The organism is Streptomyces sp. NBC_01288 (assembly GCF_035982055.1).
Lineage (GTDB): Bacteria > Actinomycetota > Actinomycetes > Streptomycetales > Streptomycetaceae > Streptomyces.
The window spans coordinates 1,766,961-1,785,639 of the sequence record NZ_CP108427.1; the positions used below are offsets into that span (position 1 = coordinate 1,766,961).

Annotated in this window: 16 protein-coding genes and 1 pseudogene; 10 read left to right on the top strand and 7 right to left on the bottom strand. The window is 70.8% G+C overall.

The annotated features are described in order from the left end of the window. Positions 1-45 precede the first annotated feature (45 nt). The gene (locus OG194_RS07785) at positions 46-567 is read right to left on the bottom strand and encodes an ATP-binding protein (RefSeq protein WP_327400116.1); all 522 of its coding nucleotides are present in this window, start codon (positions 565-567) and stop codon (positions 46-48) included. 261 nt (positions 568-828) lie between these two features. On the opposite strand from OG194_RS07785, the gene OG194_RS07790 reads away from it, so the two are divergent. The 3 genes and pseudogenes from OG194_RS07790 to fdhD all read left to right on the top strand — a co-directional run bounded on the left by OG194_RS07790 (position 829) and on the right by fdhD (position 2,840). Next, positions 829-1,800 (top strand): 2-dehydropantoate 2-reductase, encoded by a 972-nt coding sequence (locus tag OG194_RS07790; protein WP_327400117.1) that lies wholly within the window; start codon positions 829-831, stop codon positions 1,798-1,800. A gap of 31 nt (positions 1,801-1,831) precedes the next feature. Further along, positions 1,832-1,948: pseudogene (locus OG194_RS07795) on the top strand (2Fe-2S iron-sulfur cluster-binding protein); the annotation flags it as partial. Positions 1,949-1,955: 7 nt separating this feature from the next. Next, positions 1,956-2,840: a formate dehydrogenase accessory sulfurtransferase FdhD gene (fdhD, locus tag OG194_RS07800; protein ID WP_327400118.1), complete on the top strand. Its 885-nt coding sequence runs from the start codon at positions 1,956-1,958 to the stop codon at positions 2,838-2,840. Between the two features lie 395 nt (positions 2,841-3,235). On the opposite strand, the gene OG194_RS07805 is transcribed toward fdhD, so the two are convergent. After that, complete coding sequence (locus tag OG194_RS07805) at positions 3,236-4,063, bottom strand: LysR family transcriptional regulator (RefSeq protein ID WP_327400119.1); 828 nt, start codon at positions 4,061-4,063, stop codon at positions 3,236-3,238. A 140-nt stretch (positions 4,064-4,203) separates the two neighbouring features. On the opposite strand from OG194_RS07805, the gene OG194_RS07810 reads away from it, so the two are divergent. Then, on the top strand, positions 4,204-4,923 hold the full coding sequence (locus OG194_RS07810) for an SDR family oxidoreductase (protein ID WP_327400120.1): 720 nt from the start codon (positions 4,204-4,206) through the stop codon (positions 4,921-4,923). 72 nt (positions 4,924-4,995) lie between these two features. Here OG194_RS07810 and OG194_RS07815 read toward each other — a convergent pair whose 3' ends face one another. Both OG194_RS07815 and OG194_RS07820 read right to left on the bottom strand, forming a co-directional pair. Further along, complete coding sequence (locus tag OG194_RS07815; RefSeq protein WP_327400121.1) at positions 4,996-5,544, bottom strand: isochorismatase family protein; 549 nt, start codon at positions 5,542-5,544, stop codon at positions 4,996-4,998. A 19-nt stretch (positions 5,545-5,563) separates the two neighbouring features. After that, on the bottom strand, positions 5,564-6,001 hold the full coding sequence (locus OG194_RS07820; protein WP_327400122.1) for a MarR family winged helix-turn-helix transcriptional regulator: 438 nt from the start codon (positions 5,999-6,001) through the stop codon (positions 5,564-5,566). 103 nt (positions 6,002-6,104) lie between these two features. Here OG194_RS07820 and OG194_RS07825 point away from each other — a divergent pair, with 103 nt between their 5' ends. The 3 genes from OG194_RS07825 to OG194_RS07835 all read left to right on the top strand — a co-directional run bounded on the left by OG194_RS07825 (position 6,105) and on the right by OG194_RS07835 (position 10,331). Continuing rightward, positions 6,105-7,031 carry a quinone oxidoreductase family protein gene (locus OG194_RS07825; protein ID WP_327400123.1) on the top strand — a complete coding sequence of 309 codons (927 nt, stop codon included), beginning with the start codon at positions 6,105-6,107 and terminating at the stop codon, positions 7,029-7,031. Positions 7,032-7,207: 176 nt separating this feature from the next. Beyond that, the gene (locus OG194_RS07830) at positions 7,208-9,082 is read left to right on the top strand and encodes a sialidase family protein (RefSeq protein WP_327400124.1); all 1,875 of its coding nucleotides are present in this window, start codon (positions 7,208-7,210) and stop codon (positions 9,080-9,082) included. A 10-nt stretch (positions 9,083-9,092) separates the two neighbouring features. Next, positions 9,093-10,331, top strand: a complete 1,239-nt coding sequence (locus OG194_RS07835) for a hypothetical protein (RefSeq protein WP_327400125.1) — start codon at positions 9,093-9,095, stop codon at positions 10,329-10,331. Here the strand turns inward: OG194_RS07835 and OG194_RS07840 are convergent. Continuing rightward, on the bottom strand, positions 10,264-11,280 hold the full coding sequence (locus OG194_RS07840) for a bile acid:sodium symporter family protein (protein ID WP_327400126.1): 1,017 nt from the start codon (positions 11,278-11,280) through the stop codon (positions 10,264-10,266). The genes OG194_RS07835 and OG194_RS07840 overlap by 68 nt on opposite strands. A gap of 184 nt (positions 11,281-11,464) precedes the next feature. Here OG194_RS07840 and OG194_RS07845 point away from each other — a divergent pair, with 184 nt between their 5' ends. Next, positions 11,465-12,334 (top strand): LysR substrate-binding domain-containing protein, encoded by an 870-nt coding sequence (locus tag OG194_RS07845; RefSeq protein WP_327400127.1) that lies wholly within the window; start codon positions 11,465-11,467, stop codon positions 12,332-12,334. 145 nt (positions 12,335-12,479) lie between these two features. Here the strand turns inward: OG194_RS07845 and OG194_RS07850 are convergent, their stop codons facing one another. Next, complete coding sequence (locus OG194_RS07850) at positions 12,480-13,649, bottom strand: DUF3500 domain-containing protein (RefSeq protein ID WP_327400128.1); 1,170 nt, start codon at positions 13,647-13,649, stop codon at positions 12,480-12,482. A 209-nt stretch (positions 13,650-13,858) separates the two neighbouring features. Then, a complete protein-coding gene (locus OG194_RS07855) occupies positions 13,859-14,872 on the bottom strand; it encodes an Lrp/AsnC family transcriptional regulator (protein WP_327400129.1) in 1,014 nt (337 codons plus the stop codon). A 108-nt stretch (positions 14,873-14,980) separates the two neighbouring features. Between OG194_RS07855 and OG194_RS07860 the strand changes: the two genes are divergently transcribed. Continuing rightward, on the top strand, positions 14,981-16,504 hold the full coding sequence (locus OG194_RS07860; RefSeq protein ID WP_327400130.1) for an MFS transporter: 1,524 nt from the start codon (positions 14,981-14,983) through the stop codon (positions 16,502-16,504). A 240-nt stretch (positions 16,505-16,744) separates the two neighbouring features. Beyond that, complete coding sequence (locus OG194_RS07865) at positions 16,745-18,571, top strand: AMP-dependent synthetase/ligase (protein WP_327400131.1); 1,827 nt, start codon at positions 16,745-16,747, stop codon at positions 18,569-18,571. Positions 18,572-18,679: the final 108 nt, after the last annotated feature.

Here is an 18,679-nt window from a genome sequence, read left to right on the forward strand (position 1 = left end):
GAACTCGCTTCTCTCCCGCGCCGGTTCTCGTGTGGCGGGCCGGCCTCAGCCCTGGACGGACTCCGCGATCCGCTGGGCGGCCTCGGCGGGGGTGAGGTGCGTGGTGTCGACGACCTCGGCGTCACGGTGCAGCCAGGTGCGGGCCGCCTCGGCGTAGGGCTCCAGGTAGGCGAGACGGAAGGTGGAGGGGCCCATGACGGCGTCCCCGTCGATGCGCCCGCGGAGGGTGTCCTGGTCGGTGTGGAGGACGAAGTGCCGTACGGGAATGGCGTGTTGGGCGAGGCCCGCGCTGATCTCGCGCCAGTACCGCTCGACCAGGACCGTCATGGGGATCACCAGCGTGCCGCCGGTGTAGTCGAGCACGTGGCGGGCGGTCTCGACGACGAGCGGCCTCCATGGCGGCCAGTGCTGGAAGTTGTCCGTCGCGGGCAGCCCTGGCGTGATGTCCATGAGCGTCACGCCGACCTTCTCGGCGTCGAACACCCGTGAATCCGGGAGCAGTTGCTGCACGAGCGGAGCGGTCGTCGTCTTGCCCGCGCCGTGGGTGCCGTTGAGCCATACGATCATGGGCTCGACGCTAGCGCCATCCGCCCGCCCGGGCCCAGTCGGCTGTACGTGGCCCTCTGCGCACAGTCCGTCGTAGACAGTCGGTCGTGAACAGTCCGCTGTACACAGTCCGCGCCCGAGCCCTTGCCGACCCATCTTCCATACTGTAGACAATATTTCGTCGACAGTGTTCGACCAAGCTGTTCGGCCAAGACTCCGCCCGGCGCTGTCCGGGCGGCACCCTCCTCCGCGGTACTCCCTCGACCGAACGGAGAGTCTCCAGTGAGAGTCGCAGTCCTCGGCGCCGGTGCGATCGGCGCCTACGTCGGCGCCGCGCTGCACCGTGCGGGCGCCGATGTGCATCTCGTCGCCCGTGGACCGCATCTCGCGGCCATGAGGCAGCACGGCGTCCAGGTCCTCAGCCCGCGCGGCGACTTCACCGCCCGCGCCCATGCCACCGACGACCCGGCCGAGATCGGCCCGGTCGACTTCGTCCTCCTCGGCCTGAAGGCCAACTCGTACGCGGCGTGCGGGCCGCTGATCGAGCCCCTGCTGCACGACACCACGGCGGTCGTGGCCGCCCAGAACGGCATCCCCTGGTGGTACTTCCACGCGCACGGCGGCCCCTACGACGGGCAGCGCGTCGAGAGTGTGGACCCGGACGGCGCGGTCAGTGCGGTGCTCGCGCCCGAACGGGCCGTCGGCTGTGTCGTCTACGCGGCAACGGAGCTTGCGGGACCGGGAGTTGTGCGCCATCTCGAAGGCACGAGGTTCTCCATCGGCGAGCCCGACCGCAGCGTCTCGGCGCGCTGTCTGGCGCTGAGCGAGGCCATGCGGGCGGGCGGGCTGAAGTGCCCGGTCGAGCCGGATCTGCGCAACGACATCTGGCTCAAGCTGCTCGGCAACATCTCCTTCAACCCGATCAGCGCGCTGGCCCGCGCCACCATGCGGCAGATGTGTCTGCACGGCGGTACCCGCAAGGTCATCGAGATCATGATGACCGAGACGCTGTCCGTCGCCGAGGCGCTGGGCTGCGAGGTCGGTGTCTCCATCGAACGGCGGCTCGCGGGCGCGGAACGCGTCGGCGACCACCGCACCTCGACGCTCCAGGACCTGGAGCGCGGCAAGCCGCTCGAACTCGACGTACTCCTCGCGGCCGTGGTCGAGTTGGCGGAGATCACCGGCGTGGAGGTGCCCACCCTGCGCACCGTGCACGCCATCTCGGACCTGCTCGCGTTGAGGAGTGCCGCGTGAGGAGACCCGAGCGGGCCGTGAGCCCGCTCCGCACATGCAGGACAATGAGAGCGAGCAGGTCACCTCGCCGCACGACGACCCGGTGACCCGCGGCACCCTCCGCAGCAAGGGCCGTTTCGGCCACCAGCACGTACAGAACCGGGGCTGATCAGGACATGGGACGAGTCACGGAACGACGCAAGGTGACCCGGATCCGGGACGGCGTGGTCACCACCCGCCCGGACACGCTCGTCGCCGAGGAGCCCCTGGAGATCCGGCTCAACGGCAAGCCGCTCGCGATCACCATGCGCACCCCCGGCGACGACTTCGCGCTCGCCGCCGGTTTCCTGGTCAGCGAAGGTGTACTGGCCAACGCATACGATCTGCAGAACATCGTGTACTGCGCGGGGGCGACCGGTGGGGGCCCCTCCCGCTCGAGCGGAGCCGAGAGTGGGGGAGGGTCGAACTCGTACAACGTGGTGGACGTACGGACCTCTCCCGACGTCGTCATGCCTGACATCACGCTGGAGCGGAACGTGTATACGACGTCCTCCTGCGGTCTGTGCGGCAAGGCGAGCCTGGACGCGGTCCGTACGACGGCTCGCTGGCCCATCGCCGACACTCCCCCGGTCCGTGTCGAGCCCTCGCTGCTCGCGGGCCTCCCCGACCGGCTGCGCGCGGCCCAGCGGGTCTTCGACCGGACCGGGGGTCTGCACGCGGCGGCCCTGTTCAGCGAGGAGGGCGAGCTGCTGGACGTACGGGAGGACGTGGGCCGGCACAACGCGGTCGACAAGCTGGTCGGCCGTGCCCTGCAGAACGGGGACCTGCCGCTGTCCCGGGTGATCCTGCTGGTCTCGGGCCGGGCCTCCTTCGAGCTGGCGCAGAAGGCCGTGATGGCCGGGATTCCGATGCTGGCGGCGGTGTCAGCGCCCTCGTCTCTCGCCGTGGACCTGGCGGCGGAGACGGGTCTGACCCTGGTGGGCTTCCTGCGGGGCAGCAACATGAACGTGTACGCGGGCGAGGACCGCATCGCCCTGCGGGCCGCGGCCGCCCAGGGCTGAGATCCGCGCCCCGCGTCACGGCGGCGGGGCTCCGACCGGCGGGGAGCGCCCCCTGCGCCGCAGGGGCCCCGCCTCAGCCTCACCCCTACCCGGCATCGCGGAGGTCGCGCCCCGGCTCGGCCTCACCCCGCCGGTACCGCGGGGGCCGTGCCGCTCCTCAGCCTCGACCGACTGGCACCGCGGGAGCCGTGCCCCGCCCCGCCCTGCCGACGGCTGCCGTGAAGGCCGTGCCCGCCTCAGTCCTGCCGACGGCCACCACGCAGAACGTGCCCCACGTGAACCCCGTACGGCGCCACGGCAAAGGTCATGCCCGGCCTCCGCCTTGGTCGCGGCCGCCGCATATATCGCATACGGCGGCCCCAACCTTGCGGACCCGCGAAGCCCACGCCCCCCTCTCAGCCCAGCGCGGTCTGCGCTCCCTGCGCGGTCTCCACGAACGCCGCGATCAGCGGTGACCGGCGAGCCGCCTCCCAGGCCAGGATCACCTCGTCCGGTTCGGCGTCGGTCACGGGGACGAAGGTGATGTCGGGGCGGGAGTACTGCTCTGCGACGGAGACGGGGACGAGGGTGATGCCCGCGCCGGAGGCCACGGCCTCGAACTTCTCCTCGATGCTGCGGATCGGCACGTCGTCCGGGCCGGGGTCGGCGTACCGCAGCCAGGTCTCGCCGTCGAGGTCGGCCCGCACGAGGTCCTGCTTGCCGGCGAGGCGGTGGTCGGCGGGCAGCATCGCCACCCGGGACTCGGTGAACAGCGGCAGCAGCGTGAGGCCCTGCTCGCGGATCGGGCGGCGCAGATAGGCCAGGTCGACGGTGCCGTCGAGGATCAGCTGCTCCTGGTCGTCCCACTCGACCCGGCGGGCCTTGATCTCGATGCCGGGGTGGGCGGCGCCGTAGGCACGCAGCGTGTGGGTGATCACGACACCCGCGCGGAAGCCGACGACGAGCCGGTGCGGACCGCGCGCGGACCGCTGCACCCTACGACGCGTCGCGTTCGCGGAGGCGAGCAACGCCCGCCCGTCGTCCAGGAGTTGGCGCCCAGCTGGCGTCAACGTCACCCCGTGGCTGTCGCGTTCGAAGAGCGTGGCGTCCAAGTCCTTCTCCAGGGCCCGGATCTGACGGCTCAACACCGGCTGCGCGATGTGCAACTGCTCGGCCGCGCGCCCGAAGTGCAGCAGCTCGGCCACCGCCACGAAGTAGCGGACCTTCCGCAGGTCGAGGTCCATGGGTGCCGCTCCTCCCGTACCGCCGTCGGCGATGCCTTCAGGGTATCGCCACCGCCGAAAGAGGTCTTGGACGCCGAGGCGACCACGACCGCAGGCTGGATGACGTCACAACAACGCGCACAACCCGAAAGGTGCAGGACATGGGACTGCGAGGACAGCGGATCGTCGTCATCGGCGGTACGGCGGGCATCGGGTTCGCGGTCGCGGAGGCGGCCGCGCGGGAGGGCGCCCGGGTGGTCGTCGCCTCGCGCCGACAGGAGAGCGTGGACGCGGCGCTGAAACGGCTCCCGGAGGACGCCGAGGGCCAGGTGCTCGACGCGAGCGACGAGGACGCGGTGCGGGCCTTCTTCGCGGGGCTCGGCGGCTACGACCACCTGGTCTACACGGCCGGTGAGGCGTTACTGATGGGGAGCCTCGCCGAGTCCGACCTCGGGCGGGCCCGCGCCTTCCTGGACACCCGGCTGTGGGGCGCCTATACGGCGGTGAAGTACGGCGCCCCGTCGATCCGCGAGGGCGGTTCCGTGGTCCTGACCACGGGTACCGCCGGACGCAGGCCGCTGCCGGGCACGACCGTCGCCGCCGCGCTGTGCGGGGCGATGGAGTCGCTGACCCGCGCACTGGCCCTGGAACTGGCCCCGCTGCGGGTCAACGTGGTCGCGCCCGGCGTGGTCCGCACCGAACTGTGGCGGGAGTTGGACGACGAGATCCGGGACGGACTGTTCGAGTCCGCCGCCGGGTCGCTGCCGGTCGGCCGGATCGGCGAGCCGGAGGACATCGCCGAGGCGTATCTGTATCTGATGCGCGGCGGCTATACGACCGGTTCGACGGTGGTCGTGGACGGCGGCACGGTCCTCGTCTGACCGTCCACCGCCCGCCTCCGAAAACCATCCCGCGTGAGGCGAACCTGAGCGCCGCCCGACAGGAGGCGCACCTCAGTCGCCCACCCCGAAGCGCACCTCCGCCGCCGTCACCACCGACCCCAGCCGCGGGAAGTCAAGCCTGACCGACGCCTGGTGCTCGGCCGCGGTGAGCGCACTCATCGCGTCCTCGACGAAGACGAGTTGGTGACCGAGGTCGCCGGCGGCACGCGCGGTGGACTCCACGCCGAGGTTGGTGGCGATCCCGCCGAACACCAGGGTGTCGACGCCCCGTTCACGCAGCCGTTCCTCAAGTCCCGTGCCCTGGAAGCCCCCGATCGTCCGCTTCACGATCTCCAGGTCCCCTTCCCTCAGCAGCCCGTCGGCGAGTCCACTGCCGGCGGGCTGCTCGGCGATGCCGGGACGTTCGACCCGGATCAGCACGACGAGCGCACCGGCGGAGCGGAACACGGATGTCAACTCCTCGGCCACCGCGATGACTTCGGTGCCCTTGTACGGTTCGAGCGGCAGCGCGACGATGCGGTCCATCAGGTCGACGAGGACCAGGGCGGTGCGCTCGGGGTCGAGGGCGAGCCGGGGTTCGGGAGTCTGCGGTGGGGTCATGACGGAACGTTAGCCCCCGTCAGCCGTCCGTACCGGAGATCCGGATCAACAGGCCCATGAACTGGTCGCGTTCGGCCTCCGACAGCGGGGCGAGAAGCTGCTCGTTGGCGGCACGGGCCGCCTTCTCGCACCGCTTCAGCACCCGCGCGCCCTCGGTCGTCAGCGAGACCGCGTTCTTACGGCGGTCCATCGGGTCCGGCTCCCGTACGACCAGGCCGGCGGACTGGAGGTCGTTCAGCACGCCGACCAGATCCTTGAGGTCGAGCCCGACACCGCGACCGAGGTCGGCCTGGGCGACGGGCGCGAGGTCGCGCACGGCGGAGAGCACCACGTGGTGCCACATCTTCAGCCCCTCGGCCGCCAGCGCGTCGGCGACGAGGGCCCGGCCCCGGGCAGCGGCTCGGCCAAGGAGCCAGCTGGGGAGGGAGCGGATCGCGGGGAGGGGTGCTTCGACCATGCGGGCAGTCTAGCGAAAAGTCGTTGGACATCCCAATGAAATCGTGAATACCATGGGGACTCCCAACGATTTCCACCTATCACCACCGCTCCCTGGAGGTGCGATGCGTCGCGTCCGGTACGAGTCCACCGGCGGCCCGCTGTTCCTGGAGGACACCCCCGTCCCCGTACCGGGCCCCGGCGAACTCCTCGTCCGTACCGAGGCGATCGGGGTCACCCTGCCCGTCGTCCGCAAGGTGACCGAGGCCGCCGAGCCGATCCCGCTCGGCGGCGAGATCGCCGGCGAGGTGGTCGCCGTAGGGCAGGACGTGACCCGTTTCCGGGCGGGCGAGCGGGTGACCGGGCTCTGCTTCGGGCACGGGTACGCCGACTTCGCCGTCCTCCACGAGGCCATGGCCTCCCCGATCCCCGACTCCGCCTCCGCCGTCGACGCGGTCGCGCTGGTCCGCAGCGGACTGGTGGCTCTGGGCGCGCTGGACGCGGCCCGTCCCGGACCCGGTGAGGCCGTGCTGGTCACGGCCGCGGCGAGCGGAGTCGGCCATCTGGCAGTGCAGTTGGCGAGGGCGCGGGGTGCCGGGCGGGTCGTGGCCGCGGTGTCCGATGCGGCGAAGGGGGACTTCGTGCGCGCGCTGGGTGCCGACGAGGTGATCACCTACGACCGTCTGGACCGGCCCGGCTGGGGCGAGCCCGTCGACTACGTACTCGACGCGGTGGGCGGCGAGTTGCTCAGCCCGGCCGTCGCGGCGCTCGTCCCGGGCGGGCGGCTCGTGGCGTACAGCTCGGGTGGCGGGACGGTCCAGGCGTACGACCTTCTCGTGGGCGCCAAGTCCGTGATCGGGTTCCAGATGGCACGGATCGCGCGCGGGAAGCCGGAGTTGTACGAGCGGTGGCGGCGGGAGCTGTGGCGGCTGTTCGCGGAGGGCGCCCTGAAACCGTCCGTGCACGGGGAGTTCGCGCTGGCGGAGGCGGCCGAGGCGCACAAGGTGATCGAGTCGCGGAGCAACCTCGGCAAGGTCGTCCTGCGCCCCTGAGACGCACCGCCCCGGCTGACGATCACTCACCAGCCGTCCGGCGTTGCGAAGTTATGGGGCGACGGGCACTGCACGCTTCTTGTGAGCCACCGGAGGCCCCAACTAACGTCTGTGACGCGCCCGTTGGACGTGGGATGTCCGGATGTCCAGACGAATGAAGGGCAGGTCGCACCACCATGCCGTCGAGTCTTCGCGCACGTCTGAGATCCACCCTCACCGCCGCACTCACCCTGGCCGCGCTGCTCGTGCTCCCGGGCCCCGCGCACGCCGTCACCGCCCAATCCGCCGCCCCCGCCCCCGAGTTCGACCAGCAGGTCCTCTTCAAGGCTCCTCAGGACGCGGGCTACGCCTGCTTCCGGATCCCGGCCGTCGTGAAGACCAAGGACGGCACGCTGCTCGCGTTCGCCGAGGGCCGGGTCCTCAACTGCGGTGACGCCGCCGACATCGACATCGTCGTCAAGCGCTCCACGGACGACGGCCTCACCTGGAGCCCGTTGCGGGTCGTCAGCCACGGCGGCGGCGACACACATGGCAACCCGGCACCCATCGTGGACCGCAGGACGGGCCGCGTCCTGCTCGCCGAGACGTACAACACGGGCCGTACGGACAGCGCCAGTTGCTCGGTTCCCTGCGACCGCACCCCGCACCTCCAGTACAGCGACGACGACGGTCTCACCTGGTCGCAGCCGCGTGACCTGAGCGACGAGATCCTGCCTCCGAACTGGAACTCCTGGTACGCCACAGGACCCGTGCACGGCATCCAGCTCACCCGCGGCCGGCACCGGGGCCGGCTCGTGTTCGGTGTCAACACCGAGACCTGGGACGGGAGTCGGGTCACCGCGAACAACGCGGCGCTGATCGTGAGCGACGACGGCGGCGACCACTGGAGGATCGGCGCGACCGACTCGTATCCGATCGCGGCCGACGGGACGTGGCGGCAGAAGCCGTCCGAGGTGACGCTGACCGAGCGCACCGACGGTTCGATCCTGGTGAGCGGCCGTGAGCAGGACGGCACCGACCTCGGGCAGCGCACCCAGGCGGTCAGCCGCGACGGCGGCGACAGCTTCACCGCGCCCTTCCGCGCCCTGCCCGACCTGTACGCGCCGCAGGTCCAGTGCTCGACGCTCGGTGTCGGCTCGCGCATCCTGCTGGCCTGCGACGCCGATCCTGACCGCCGTCGCACGATGATGATCCGCTCCTCCTACGACGGCGGCCGCACCTGGGACAGCGTGGACCGGGGCACGGTCGTGACGAAGGACTGGTCGGGCTACTCCGACATGGCGCGCATCGACGGCGACACGGTGGGCCTGCTCTACGAGGGCGGCGCCGTGACCGCGACCGACGAGATCCGCTTCGCCCGCTTCAACGATGCCTGGCTGCAACCGCGTCGGGGCCCGGACCCCACGACCGCCGACCTCGCCCCTTACGCCAAGCGGGCGTTGGTGCTCGGCGGCGCCCAGGAGACGGACGGCGTGTCCGGTGGCGCCCTGTCCTTCGACGGCGTCGACGACGCCGTGCGCCTGCCGTACAGCGACCGACTCCCGCTGGGGACAGCGGACTTCACGGTGTCCCTCTGGTTCCGCTACACCGCCACGACCGGTGATCAGCCGTTCCTGTGGATGGGTGGGGTCGGCACCACCGAGCCGCAGGTCTGGCTGCGCGGCGAGCCCGCGGGCAACCACGTCCGGGCGCTGATCACCACCCGGGTCGGCGCGACGACCGTCCACACCGCCTCCGTGGTGACCACCGGCGCCTACAACGACGGCCAGTGGCACCGGGCCGTCCTGCGGCGCGGCGGCGGGCAGTTGACGCTGTCCGTCGACGGGACGACGGTGAGCACGGCGGACATCGTGGGCTCGGTCAGCCGCAACTCGCCGTTCGGTGTGCATATCGGCCAACGCATGGACAGCATGCAGTACTTCACCGGGTCGATCGACGAAGTCCACGTCTGGGACCGGCTGTTGACGGACGACGAACTGGCCGCGCAACACCCGTCCACCGCCGGGACCGTGCTGTGGCTGCCCATGGACCATGTGAGCGGCAGCCACTAACGTCCCGGGCGTGCCCGACGACCGACGAGCACGACAGCGTTGGGGAGCCGGGGTCGGCCTGCTGCTGACCCTGGTTCTCGCCGCCGTGCTGCTCACCGCCCTCCCCAGGCACCACGACCGGGAGGGCGGCGCCGCGTGCACGGCCCGTACGGTGCGCTCCTGGTCGCCGGACACGAGGCTCACCAACTCCTTTGCCGCGTACGGCGACGACGAGTCCCGTGCCGACGACTGGACCGGCGGCGACGGCACCCACTCGGTGCGGCTGCCGGACGGCCGGGTGCTGTGGCTGTTCTCCGACACCTACCTCGGCCAGGTGTACGCCCCGCCCAACCCGGTCGGCGAGTCGTACGCCTGGCGGGACACCAGCGCACCCCTGGTCCGCAACTCGGCGGTGGTGATGCGCGACGGCCGACCCCAACTCACGCTCCCCGCCCCGCTGTTCCCCGACCCGGCCCCGAACGAGTGGCGTTGGCCGGTGGCGGCCCGCGTCGAGCCCCGCTCCCCCGGCTCGCCCGAGTCGGTCGTACGCGTGCTGCTGTGGACGCGGACAGCGGGGTCGTACCCGTGGATCTACGGCGTTCCGATGGCGACCGAGGTCGCCACGCTGTCGCTACCGGATCTGCGGGTGGAGTCGATCGTGAAGGTCTTCGGCCAGGAGTTGGTCCAAGACCCGTCCCGGCGTGTGCAGTTCGGGACGACATCGGTCGCGGTGGGCGGGTGGACGTACGTCTTCGGCGGGAACGACGCCCAGGCCGCGGCCCGGCCGACCTCCTCGGCGTATGTGGCACGGGTGCCGGAGGGACGGCTCGGGGAGCCGGGTGCCTGGGAGTACTGGGACGGGTCGGCGTGGACGGCCCGAGCGGGGCCGCGGTCGGTGCTCGGGGACGGTCGACACACGGGTGTGGGCAGCGCGTTCTCGGTGGTGCGGGACGGCGGGACGTACGTCCTGTTCACGATGGCCGCGGGCACCCGGGGGCTCACCACCGTCACCTCGTACTGGGCCTGTTCGCCCGCCGGACCGTGGCACGGGCCGACACGGGGTTTCAGTCCGCCGCTGCCGCCGGGCCAGGTCGCCGCGTACAACCCGCAGGTGCACACGGAGTTGGGCGACGACGACCGGCTCGTCCTCAGCTACGACGTCAACTGGCTGGACGCGACGGCCACTTCGGCCGCCCTGAACCTCAGCCGGAACGTGTCGCTGTACCGACCGCGGTTCGTGACCCTGCGGTTGGGGCCGCCGACCCGGTGACCTCGGGCAGCGGATCGCGGGCGCGGCGTTTGGCGATGACCGCGCACACCATCAGCTGCATCTGGTGGAAGAGCATCAGCGGCAGCACGGCCAGCGAGGCGTGGGCGCCGAACAGGACGCTGGCCATGGGCAGTCCGGCGGCGAGGGACTTCTTCGAGCCGGCGAACTGGATGGCGATCCGGTCCTCCCGGTCGAAGCGCAGCGCCTTGCCGCCGTACCAGGTCAGGGCGAGCATCACGGCGAGCACGACGGCCTCGACGGCGAGCAGTCCGGCGAGGCGGACCGCGCTGACCTGGTGCCAGATGCCCTGGACCATGCCCTCGCTGAACGCCGTGTAGACGACGAGGAGGATCGAGCCGCGGTCGACGTAGCCGAGGATCTTCTTGTGCCGGGTGATGAACCCGCCGATCCAGCGCCGCAGCAACTGGCCCGCCAGGAACGGCACCAGGAGTTGCAGCACGATCTTGAGAAGTGAATCGGCGGAGAAACCACCGGCGTTGCTTCCGAGCAGCGCCGCCGCGAGCAGCGGGGTGACGACGATGCCGGCGAGTGAGGAGAAAGAGCCCGCGCAGATCGCGGCGGGTACGTTGCCGCGCGCGATCGAGGTGAACGCGATCGACGACTGGACGGTCGACGGGACGAGGGTGAGGAACAGCAGCCCTTGGTAGAGGGGTTGGGTCAGGATCACCGGGACGAGACCGCGGGCGGCCAGGCCGAGCAGCGGGAAGACGACGAAGGTGCAGGCCAGGACCGTGGTGTGCAGCCGCCAGTGCTTGAGCCCGTCCAGTGCCTCACGCGTCGACAGCCGGGCGCCGTAGAGGAAGAAGAGGAAGGCGATCGCGGCCGTGGAGGCGCCCGAGGCGACGTCGGCGCCGGTGCCTCTCGCGGGGAGGAGTGCGGCGAGGCCCACCGTCCCGAGGATCAGCAGGATGTAGGGGTCGACCGGCATCCGACTCGGCCATCGCAGGCGTTTCACTGTGCTCCACTGTCTCGCGCGTCTCGCTGTACGTCCGCTCCGTCGTCCGGCGCGGCCTTGTGCCCTCCCCATCCTCCTCTCCGGACTCTTGATCGGGAATCCGTCATACCGCTCTGACTGCCATCACGTTTCGCGATAACCGGTTACGGTGTATGCCATGTACGACCTCTCCCACCTGCGGACCTTCCTCGCGGTGTCCCAGACCCTGAGCTTCACGCAGGCCGCCCGTCGGCTCGGGCTGCGCCAGTCCACGGTGAGCCAGCACGTGCGGCGGCTGGAGGACGCGACGGGACGGCAGCTGTTCACCCGGGACACGCACTCCGTGGAGCTGACGGAGGACGGCGAGGCGATGCTCGGCTTCGCCCGCCGCATCCTGGAGGTGCAGGAACAGGCGTCGGCGTTCTTCACCGGCACGCGGTTGCGCGGCCGCCTGCGTTTCGGCGCGTCCGAGGACTTCGTCCTCACCCGGCTGCCCGAGATCCTGGAGGGCTTCCGCTACGACCATCCCGAGGTGGACCTGGAGCTGACGGTCGAGCTGTCCGGCACGCTGCACGAACAACTGGCCGCAGGGAAGCTGGACCTGGTGCTCGCCAAGCGCCGCGCCGAGGATCCGCGGGGCGAACTGGTCTGGCACGACAAGCTCGTGTGGATCGGCGCGGAGCGGCTCCGCCTGGACGCGGATCGGCCGGTGCCGCTGATCGTCTATCCGCCGCCGGGCATCACGCGGGCGCTCGCGCTGGAGGCGCTGGAGCGGCAGGGGCGGGCGTGGCGCATCGCCTGCACGAGCGGGAGCCTGAACGGGCTGATCGCCGCGGCCCGGGCGGGGCTGGGGGTGATGGCCCATTCGCGGGGGCTGGTGCCGCCGGGGTTGGTGCGGATGCCGGAACGGGCGGGGTTGCCGGAGCTGGGCGAGGTCGATTTCGTGCTGGTGCACGGGCGGCGGCGGATGTCGGCCCAGGGGGCGGCGGATGCGTTGGCCGCGGCGATTCTGGCGGGTGGGGATCGATTGCACCGGCGCGGTCCATAGTCCCGGTTTTTCACTACGGAAAATGCAAGCCAGCTTCTACAAGAATTCCGACGTCCATGAATTCCTCGGCCGGCCGTGCGGGAATTCGCGACAGCGGGCGGCGCTGCCGGAAGCAGCGCCGCCCATTGTGTCGCCGGCGGGCGGTCTAGGAGAACGAGAACTCTCCTCCGTAATCGGTGTCGTGATCGCGGTACACGGAGCTGTAGTTGAGCTGACTGGTGTCGACCACGCCGTCCTTGACCGAGAACTCGATCCAGACGCCGGGTCCGTCGATGCGGACGTAGTCGCCCGCGGTGTCCAGTGCGGTGCTGCCGGAGTACGAGATGTAGGTGTCGTCGAGCTCGGACTTGTAGGTGCTCAGGGTGGACGCGGCGGTCGTGTCGTCCGCGGCCTCGACCCACGGCGTGATGGCGTCGAGCACCGACTGCTGCTGGTCGTCGGTCAGTTCGCTGACCGCGAGGCCCTCCTTGGTGTCGGGGAAGTCGCCGTCCTCGTCCGGGCCGAGCACCACGTCGGTGGTGGAGTCGGAGAGCTTCGCCTCCGACAGCTCGTCGTCGCTCAGGCCTTCGAGCATCGACTCCATGCCGTCGTGCATCCCGGACAGGGGTGCGTAGGTGGTGTCGTCGTCGGTCCAGGTCGCGGGTTCCACCCCGACGAAGTACGGGGTGGTGCCCACGACCTCCCCGTCCTTGTAGGTGAGGTTGACGGCCAACTGGTCGCCGCCGAAGTGCAGTTGCCAGGTGCCGGTCGTGCTCGGGGTGCCCAGGAAGGCGAGGTAGTAGTTGCCGCTGCCGTAGCTGCTGTCGGTCTCGCCGAGGACGTCGTCGGCCGCCAGGATCTGGCTGATCTGGTCGTAGCCGGTGTCGGTCCCGGTACCCGTGGCCGCCTCGACCACCGCCTGGGCGGCGGCGAGTTGGGTGTCGCTGAGCGTGCTCAGCTCGATGCCGACCCGGCAGTCCGCACCGCACGCCTCGTTCGACCAGGCGACGGCGTTCGCCTGCGTGAAGTCGAGGAGTACGTCGGCCTGTTGGTCGTCGTCCAGGGTCTTCAGGAACGCGTTGGCGGCGTCGACCACGTCCGAGACGGACGAGCCCGTGCCGGCCGTGCCCGTGGGTTCGGGGGCGGACGCGGAGGCCGGCGTGGACGGGGAGGTGGATCCGGGGCTCGTCGGGGACGTCGATCCGGGAGTGGTCGGGGACGCGGATCCGGGGGTGGTCGGGGACGCGCTGGTGGACGGGTCGGGGGTGACGGACGCGGCGTTCGCGTTGGCGTACATCGCGCCGCCGAGGAGGGTCGTCGCCGCCGCTAAGGCCATGACCACCTTCCTGCGGCGACCCAGCGACCTGCGGTGAGCGTTTTGGGTCTTCAATTCGATATTCCCTTCACGGGGCTCACCGGAAGGACTTCCGAAGACTATTTCCAAAAGATCTTTCGGGAAATCCCTGCGGCATCGGTTTGGACGAGCCACAGTCGATCGCCGAACACTGTGATTCCCATCTCCGGGTGCTTGGTTTCTCGCATGATTTATCTTGAACTTACTTTGAGGGAGGGCGAGTTGAGGGGGAGCGTCCGATACGTCAGCTGTTTGACCCTGCGCAGGAACGGGCTCGCCTCCACATGCCGGATCCCGTCGAGCTGTCCCAGAGGCCCACTGAGGTAGTCGTACAGTCCCGCCGTGTCCTTCACGACCGCGGTCACGACGATGTTGGACGGGCCGGCCGTCGCGGAGGCGTAGGCGACCTCGTCGTGGGTGGCCAGCGCCTCGCCGACCGAGTGCAGCGCGGCCGGGGTCGCCGTGATCCACAGAACCGCCGCACGCGCGTACCCGAACACCTCCGAGTCGTATTCGACGTCGATGTACACCGCCCCCGAGCCGATCAGCGAGGCGAGCCGGCGTTTGACGGCGGACTCGGAGCGGCCGGTGGCGCGCTGGAGTTCGGGGTAGCCGGCGCGGCCGTCGCGTTCGAGGACGGCGATCAGGGCCTCGTCCTCGGGCTCGATGCGGGCGGGGCCCGGTGCGGGCGCCGGTTCGGGGAGCAGGGCGGCGATCTGGTCGTCGGCGAGCACCTTGAAGCGGCGCAGCCAGCCCGTGGGGCCGCCGTAGAAGCGGTGGAGGAGTTGGTGGGCGCGGATGTCCAGGACGCTGGGGGTGCGCGGGAGTTTGCCGAGCAGGAGGTCGTCGTGGTCGCCGGGGCTGCGGGGGCGGGTCAGGCAGACGATCTCGGTGCCGCCCGAGGCGAGGCCGATCCAGGCGGTGTCGGGGCGCTTGGCGAGGGCGTCGGCGATGTTGAGGGCGTTGTCGGGGGCGCTGCGCAGACGGAGCATCCACTGGTCCTGGCCCAGGCGTTCGGCGTCCCGGATCGCGACGACCCGCAGGCCGGCCTCGGCGGTGAGTCTGCGGAAGCGGCGGGCGATGGTCTGGTCGGAGACGCCGAGGACGGTGCCGAGGCGGCTGAAGGAGGCCCGGCCGTTGAGCTCCAGGGCGGTCAGCAGGTGCAGGTCGAGACGGTCGAAGGTGTCGGATTCCATCTCCAGCATGGCTGCTCCTGTCGGATTCCGGCGGTGAGGTGTCCGACTCCGTGTTGATCGTCCGGGTAGAGCCCATCGTACGGAGAACTGCACAACCCGGACAGGGGAGTTGAGGACATGCGTACATGGGGGCCGCTCACGGCGGTGTGCCTGGGCACGTTCATGTTGTTGCTGGACGTGACGATCGTGGTCGTCGCGCTGCCGGACGTGGCGCGGTCGTTGCACGCGTCGTTGAGTGATCTGCAGTGGGTGGTCGACGGGTACGCGCTGGCATTGGCCGCGCTGTTGTTGGGAGTTGGGGCCGCCGCCGACATTCTGGGGCGGCGGCGGGTGCATGTGGTGGGGGTCGTGCTGTTCGCGGTGGCGTCGTTGTTGTGCGGTCTCGCGGGCGGGCCCGGTGCGCTCGTGGCCGCGCGGGCCGTTCAGGGGGTGGGGGCGGCCGCGATGCTGGCGACGACGTTGCCGTTGCTCGGCTCCGTCTACCAGGGGCGGCAGCGGTCGGTGGCGCTCGGGGTGTGGGGTGCGGTCAGCGGTGGGGCCGCGGCGGTCGGGCCGGTGCTGGGCGGGGTGCTCACCGAAGGGCCGGGGTGGCGGTGGATCTTCTTCGTGAACCTGCCGGTGAGCGTGGTCGCGGTGTGGCTGACGCTGCGGGTGGTGCCGGAGTCGAAGGGGCCGCGCGGGATGCGGATCGACTGGCTCGGCACGGTCACGTTCGCGGGGTTCGCGGGCGGAGTGACGTATGCCGTGGTGCGGGCCGGTGAGGACGGCTGGGGTGCGTCGGTGACGCTCGGGTCGTTCGCGGTCGCGGTCCTCGCGCTGGTCTGCTTCGTGCTGGTGGAGCGGCGGGTGGCCCATCCGCTGCTCGATCTGTCGCTGCTGCGCAAGCCCGCCTTCGTGGGGGTGATGGCGGGGGCGCTCGCCTTCAACGGGGTGGCGTTCGGCGGGATGCCGTATCTGTCGATCTGGTTACAGACGCTGCTGGGGATGAGCCCGGTGCGCGGCGGGCTGACGCTGCTGCCGCTGACGGGTGCGGCGGTCGTGGTGTCGGTCCTCGCCGGGAAGCTGCTGCACGGGGTACCGGCCCGGCTGACCATCGGCGGCGGGCTGCTGCTGATCGGCACGGGCTGCTTCTGCCAGGCCGTCCTCGGCGCCGGTTCGGACTGGACGACGCTGGTGCCGGGGCTCGTCCTGGTGGGCGTCGGCACGGGTCTGGTGGCGCCGGGGATCGCGGGGGCGGCTCTCGCGGCGGTGCCGGCCGAGCGCGCGGGCATGGCGGGCGGCGCCGTGAATACCGTACGCCAGTTGGGGTATGCACTCGGCGTCGCTGTGTCGGGGACCGTACTCACCTCGCGGATGCGGGACACGCTCCCGCACGACGCGGCGCACACGCTGGCGGGCGGCGGGGCCGGGGCACTGCGCGGGACGTTCTCCGAACACGCGCTGCGGGCCGCGTTCGCGACGGGGCTCGACTCGGCGCTCGTGACGGCCGGCTTCGTCGGGACGGCGGCGGGCGCGCTGGTGCTCGCCCTGGTCAGGGCGGGTCGCGCGGAGCGGACCGGCGGGACCGCGGGCACGGCGGCGGGAGTGCCGGGGACCGCCGCGCGGACGTCGGCCGGGGAGGACACGGCGTCGCCCCGGTGACGTCGTGTGACCGGACGCCAGGGGTAAGCGGGTCGTACAGATTCAGTGGAGATTACGGGCCCGAAACCTACGGAACCGTAAGGATTTCTGTCCGACCCTTCCCCTTGTGAGGGCATTTTCCGTCGCTGACCAGTGCGGACGTGAACACCGCTCGATTTCCCACCCCCTCCCGCCCTTCCGCCCGGTGGGGTAGCTTTCACGGCGCTGTAGGGGAGTGCCAACAGGAGCGGGGAGCGGGGTTTGCGCGAGTACAACAACCCTCCGTTGGCGTTGGCACCGCCGGTGGGCGGTCTGGCCGACGCCGTCTTCGAGCGTGCCCAGAACGACCCCCTCCATGTCTCCCTCGGCCGCAAGGACGAGCAGGACGAGTGGCGGGACGTGACCGCCGCCGAGTTCCGCGACGAGGTCCTCGCCCTCGCCAAGGGCCTGCTCGCCCAGGGCATCCGCTTCGGCGACCGGGTCGCGATCATGTCCCGCACCCGCTACGAGTGGACGCTGTTCGACTTCGCGCTGTGGACGATCGGCGCCCAGGTGGTGCCGATCTACCCCACGTCGTCGGCCGAGCAGTGCTTCTGGATGCTGCACGACGCGCAGGTCTCGGCGGCGATGGTCGAGCACGAGGACCACGCGATGACCATCGCCACCGTCATCGACCGGCTCCCCACGCTGCACCAGCTGTGGCAGCTCGACACGGGCGCCGTGCAGGCGCTGTACGACGCCGGCGCGCACATCGAGGACGAGGTGGTGCACCGGCACCGCCAGGCCGTCACCCCGGACTCGACCGCGACGATCATCTACACCTCGGGCACCACGGGCAGACCCAAGGGCTGTGTCATCTCGCACGGCAACTTCATGTACGAGGCGGACACGGTCATCGACACCTGGGAGTCCGTCTTCCACTCGAAGCGGGGCGAGGAGGTGGCGACCCTGCTGTTCCTGCCGCTCGCGCACGTCTTCGGGCGGATGGTGGAGGTCGCGGCGATCCGCGGCGGGGTCCGTTTCGGCCACCAGCCGCAGCTGAACGCGGCCGCCCTGCTGCCCGACCTGGTCGCGTTCAAGCCGACGTTCATCCTCGCCGTGCCGTACATCTTCGAGAAGGTCTTCAACGCGGCCCGCCGCAAGGCGGAGAAGGACGGCAAGGCCGGGCCGTTCGAGAAGGCCGTCGAGATCGCGGTGAAGTACGCGGACGCGATCGAGGCGAAGGCCTGGGGCATCGGCCCCGGCCCCTCCGCGGGCCTGCGCATGCAGCACCAGCTCTTCGACAAACTCGTCTACTCCAAGGTGCGGGCCGCCATGGGCGGCCGGATCCGCAACGCCATGTCCGGCGGGTCGGCCATGGACCGGCGCCTCGGACTGTTCTTCGCGGGCGCGGGCGTCCAGATCTACGAGGGCTACGGCCTCACCGAGTCGACGGCCGCCGCGACCGCCAACCCGCCCGACCGCACCCGCTACGGCACGGTCGGCCAGGCCATCCCCGGTGTCACCGTGCACATCGCGGACGACGGCGAGATCTGGCTCAACGGCCCCAACGTCTTCCAGGGCTACCTCAACAACCAGAAGGCCACCGACGAGACCCTGCACGACGGCTGGCTCGCCACCGGTGACCTGGGCTCCCTCGACGAGGACGGCTATCTCACCATCACCGGGCGCAAGAAGGAGATCCTGGTGACCTCCGGCGGCAAGAGCGTCGCGCCCGGGCTCCTTGAGGAGCGGGTGCGGGACCATCCGCTGGTCTCGCAGTGCATCGTCGTCGGCAACGACCGCCCCTACATCGCCGCGCTGGTCACCCTCGACCACGAGGCGGTCGAGCACTGGCTCACCATGCGCGGCAAGCCGCAGATGACCCCGGCGCAGCTGGTGCGGGACGCCGACCTGGAGACCGAGGTGCGGCGCGCGGTCGTCGCCGCGAACACCCTGGTCTCGCAGGCCGAGTCGATCCGCACCTTCCGGATACTGGCCCAGCCGTTCACCGAGGAACACGGTCTGCTGACCCCGTCCCTGAAGCTGAAGCGCAAGGCCATCGAGAACACGTACGCGAACGAGGTCGAGGCGCTGTACCGGGCCTGAGCGGGTAGACCCTCCGGGAGCGGGCACGGTTCAAGCCGGATCTCGCGGTCAGGAATGCGGCACGGCCCGTGATCGTTGACGATGTGAGTACCACCCGACGACTGAAGG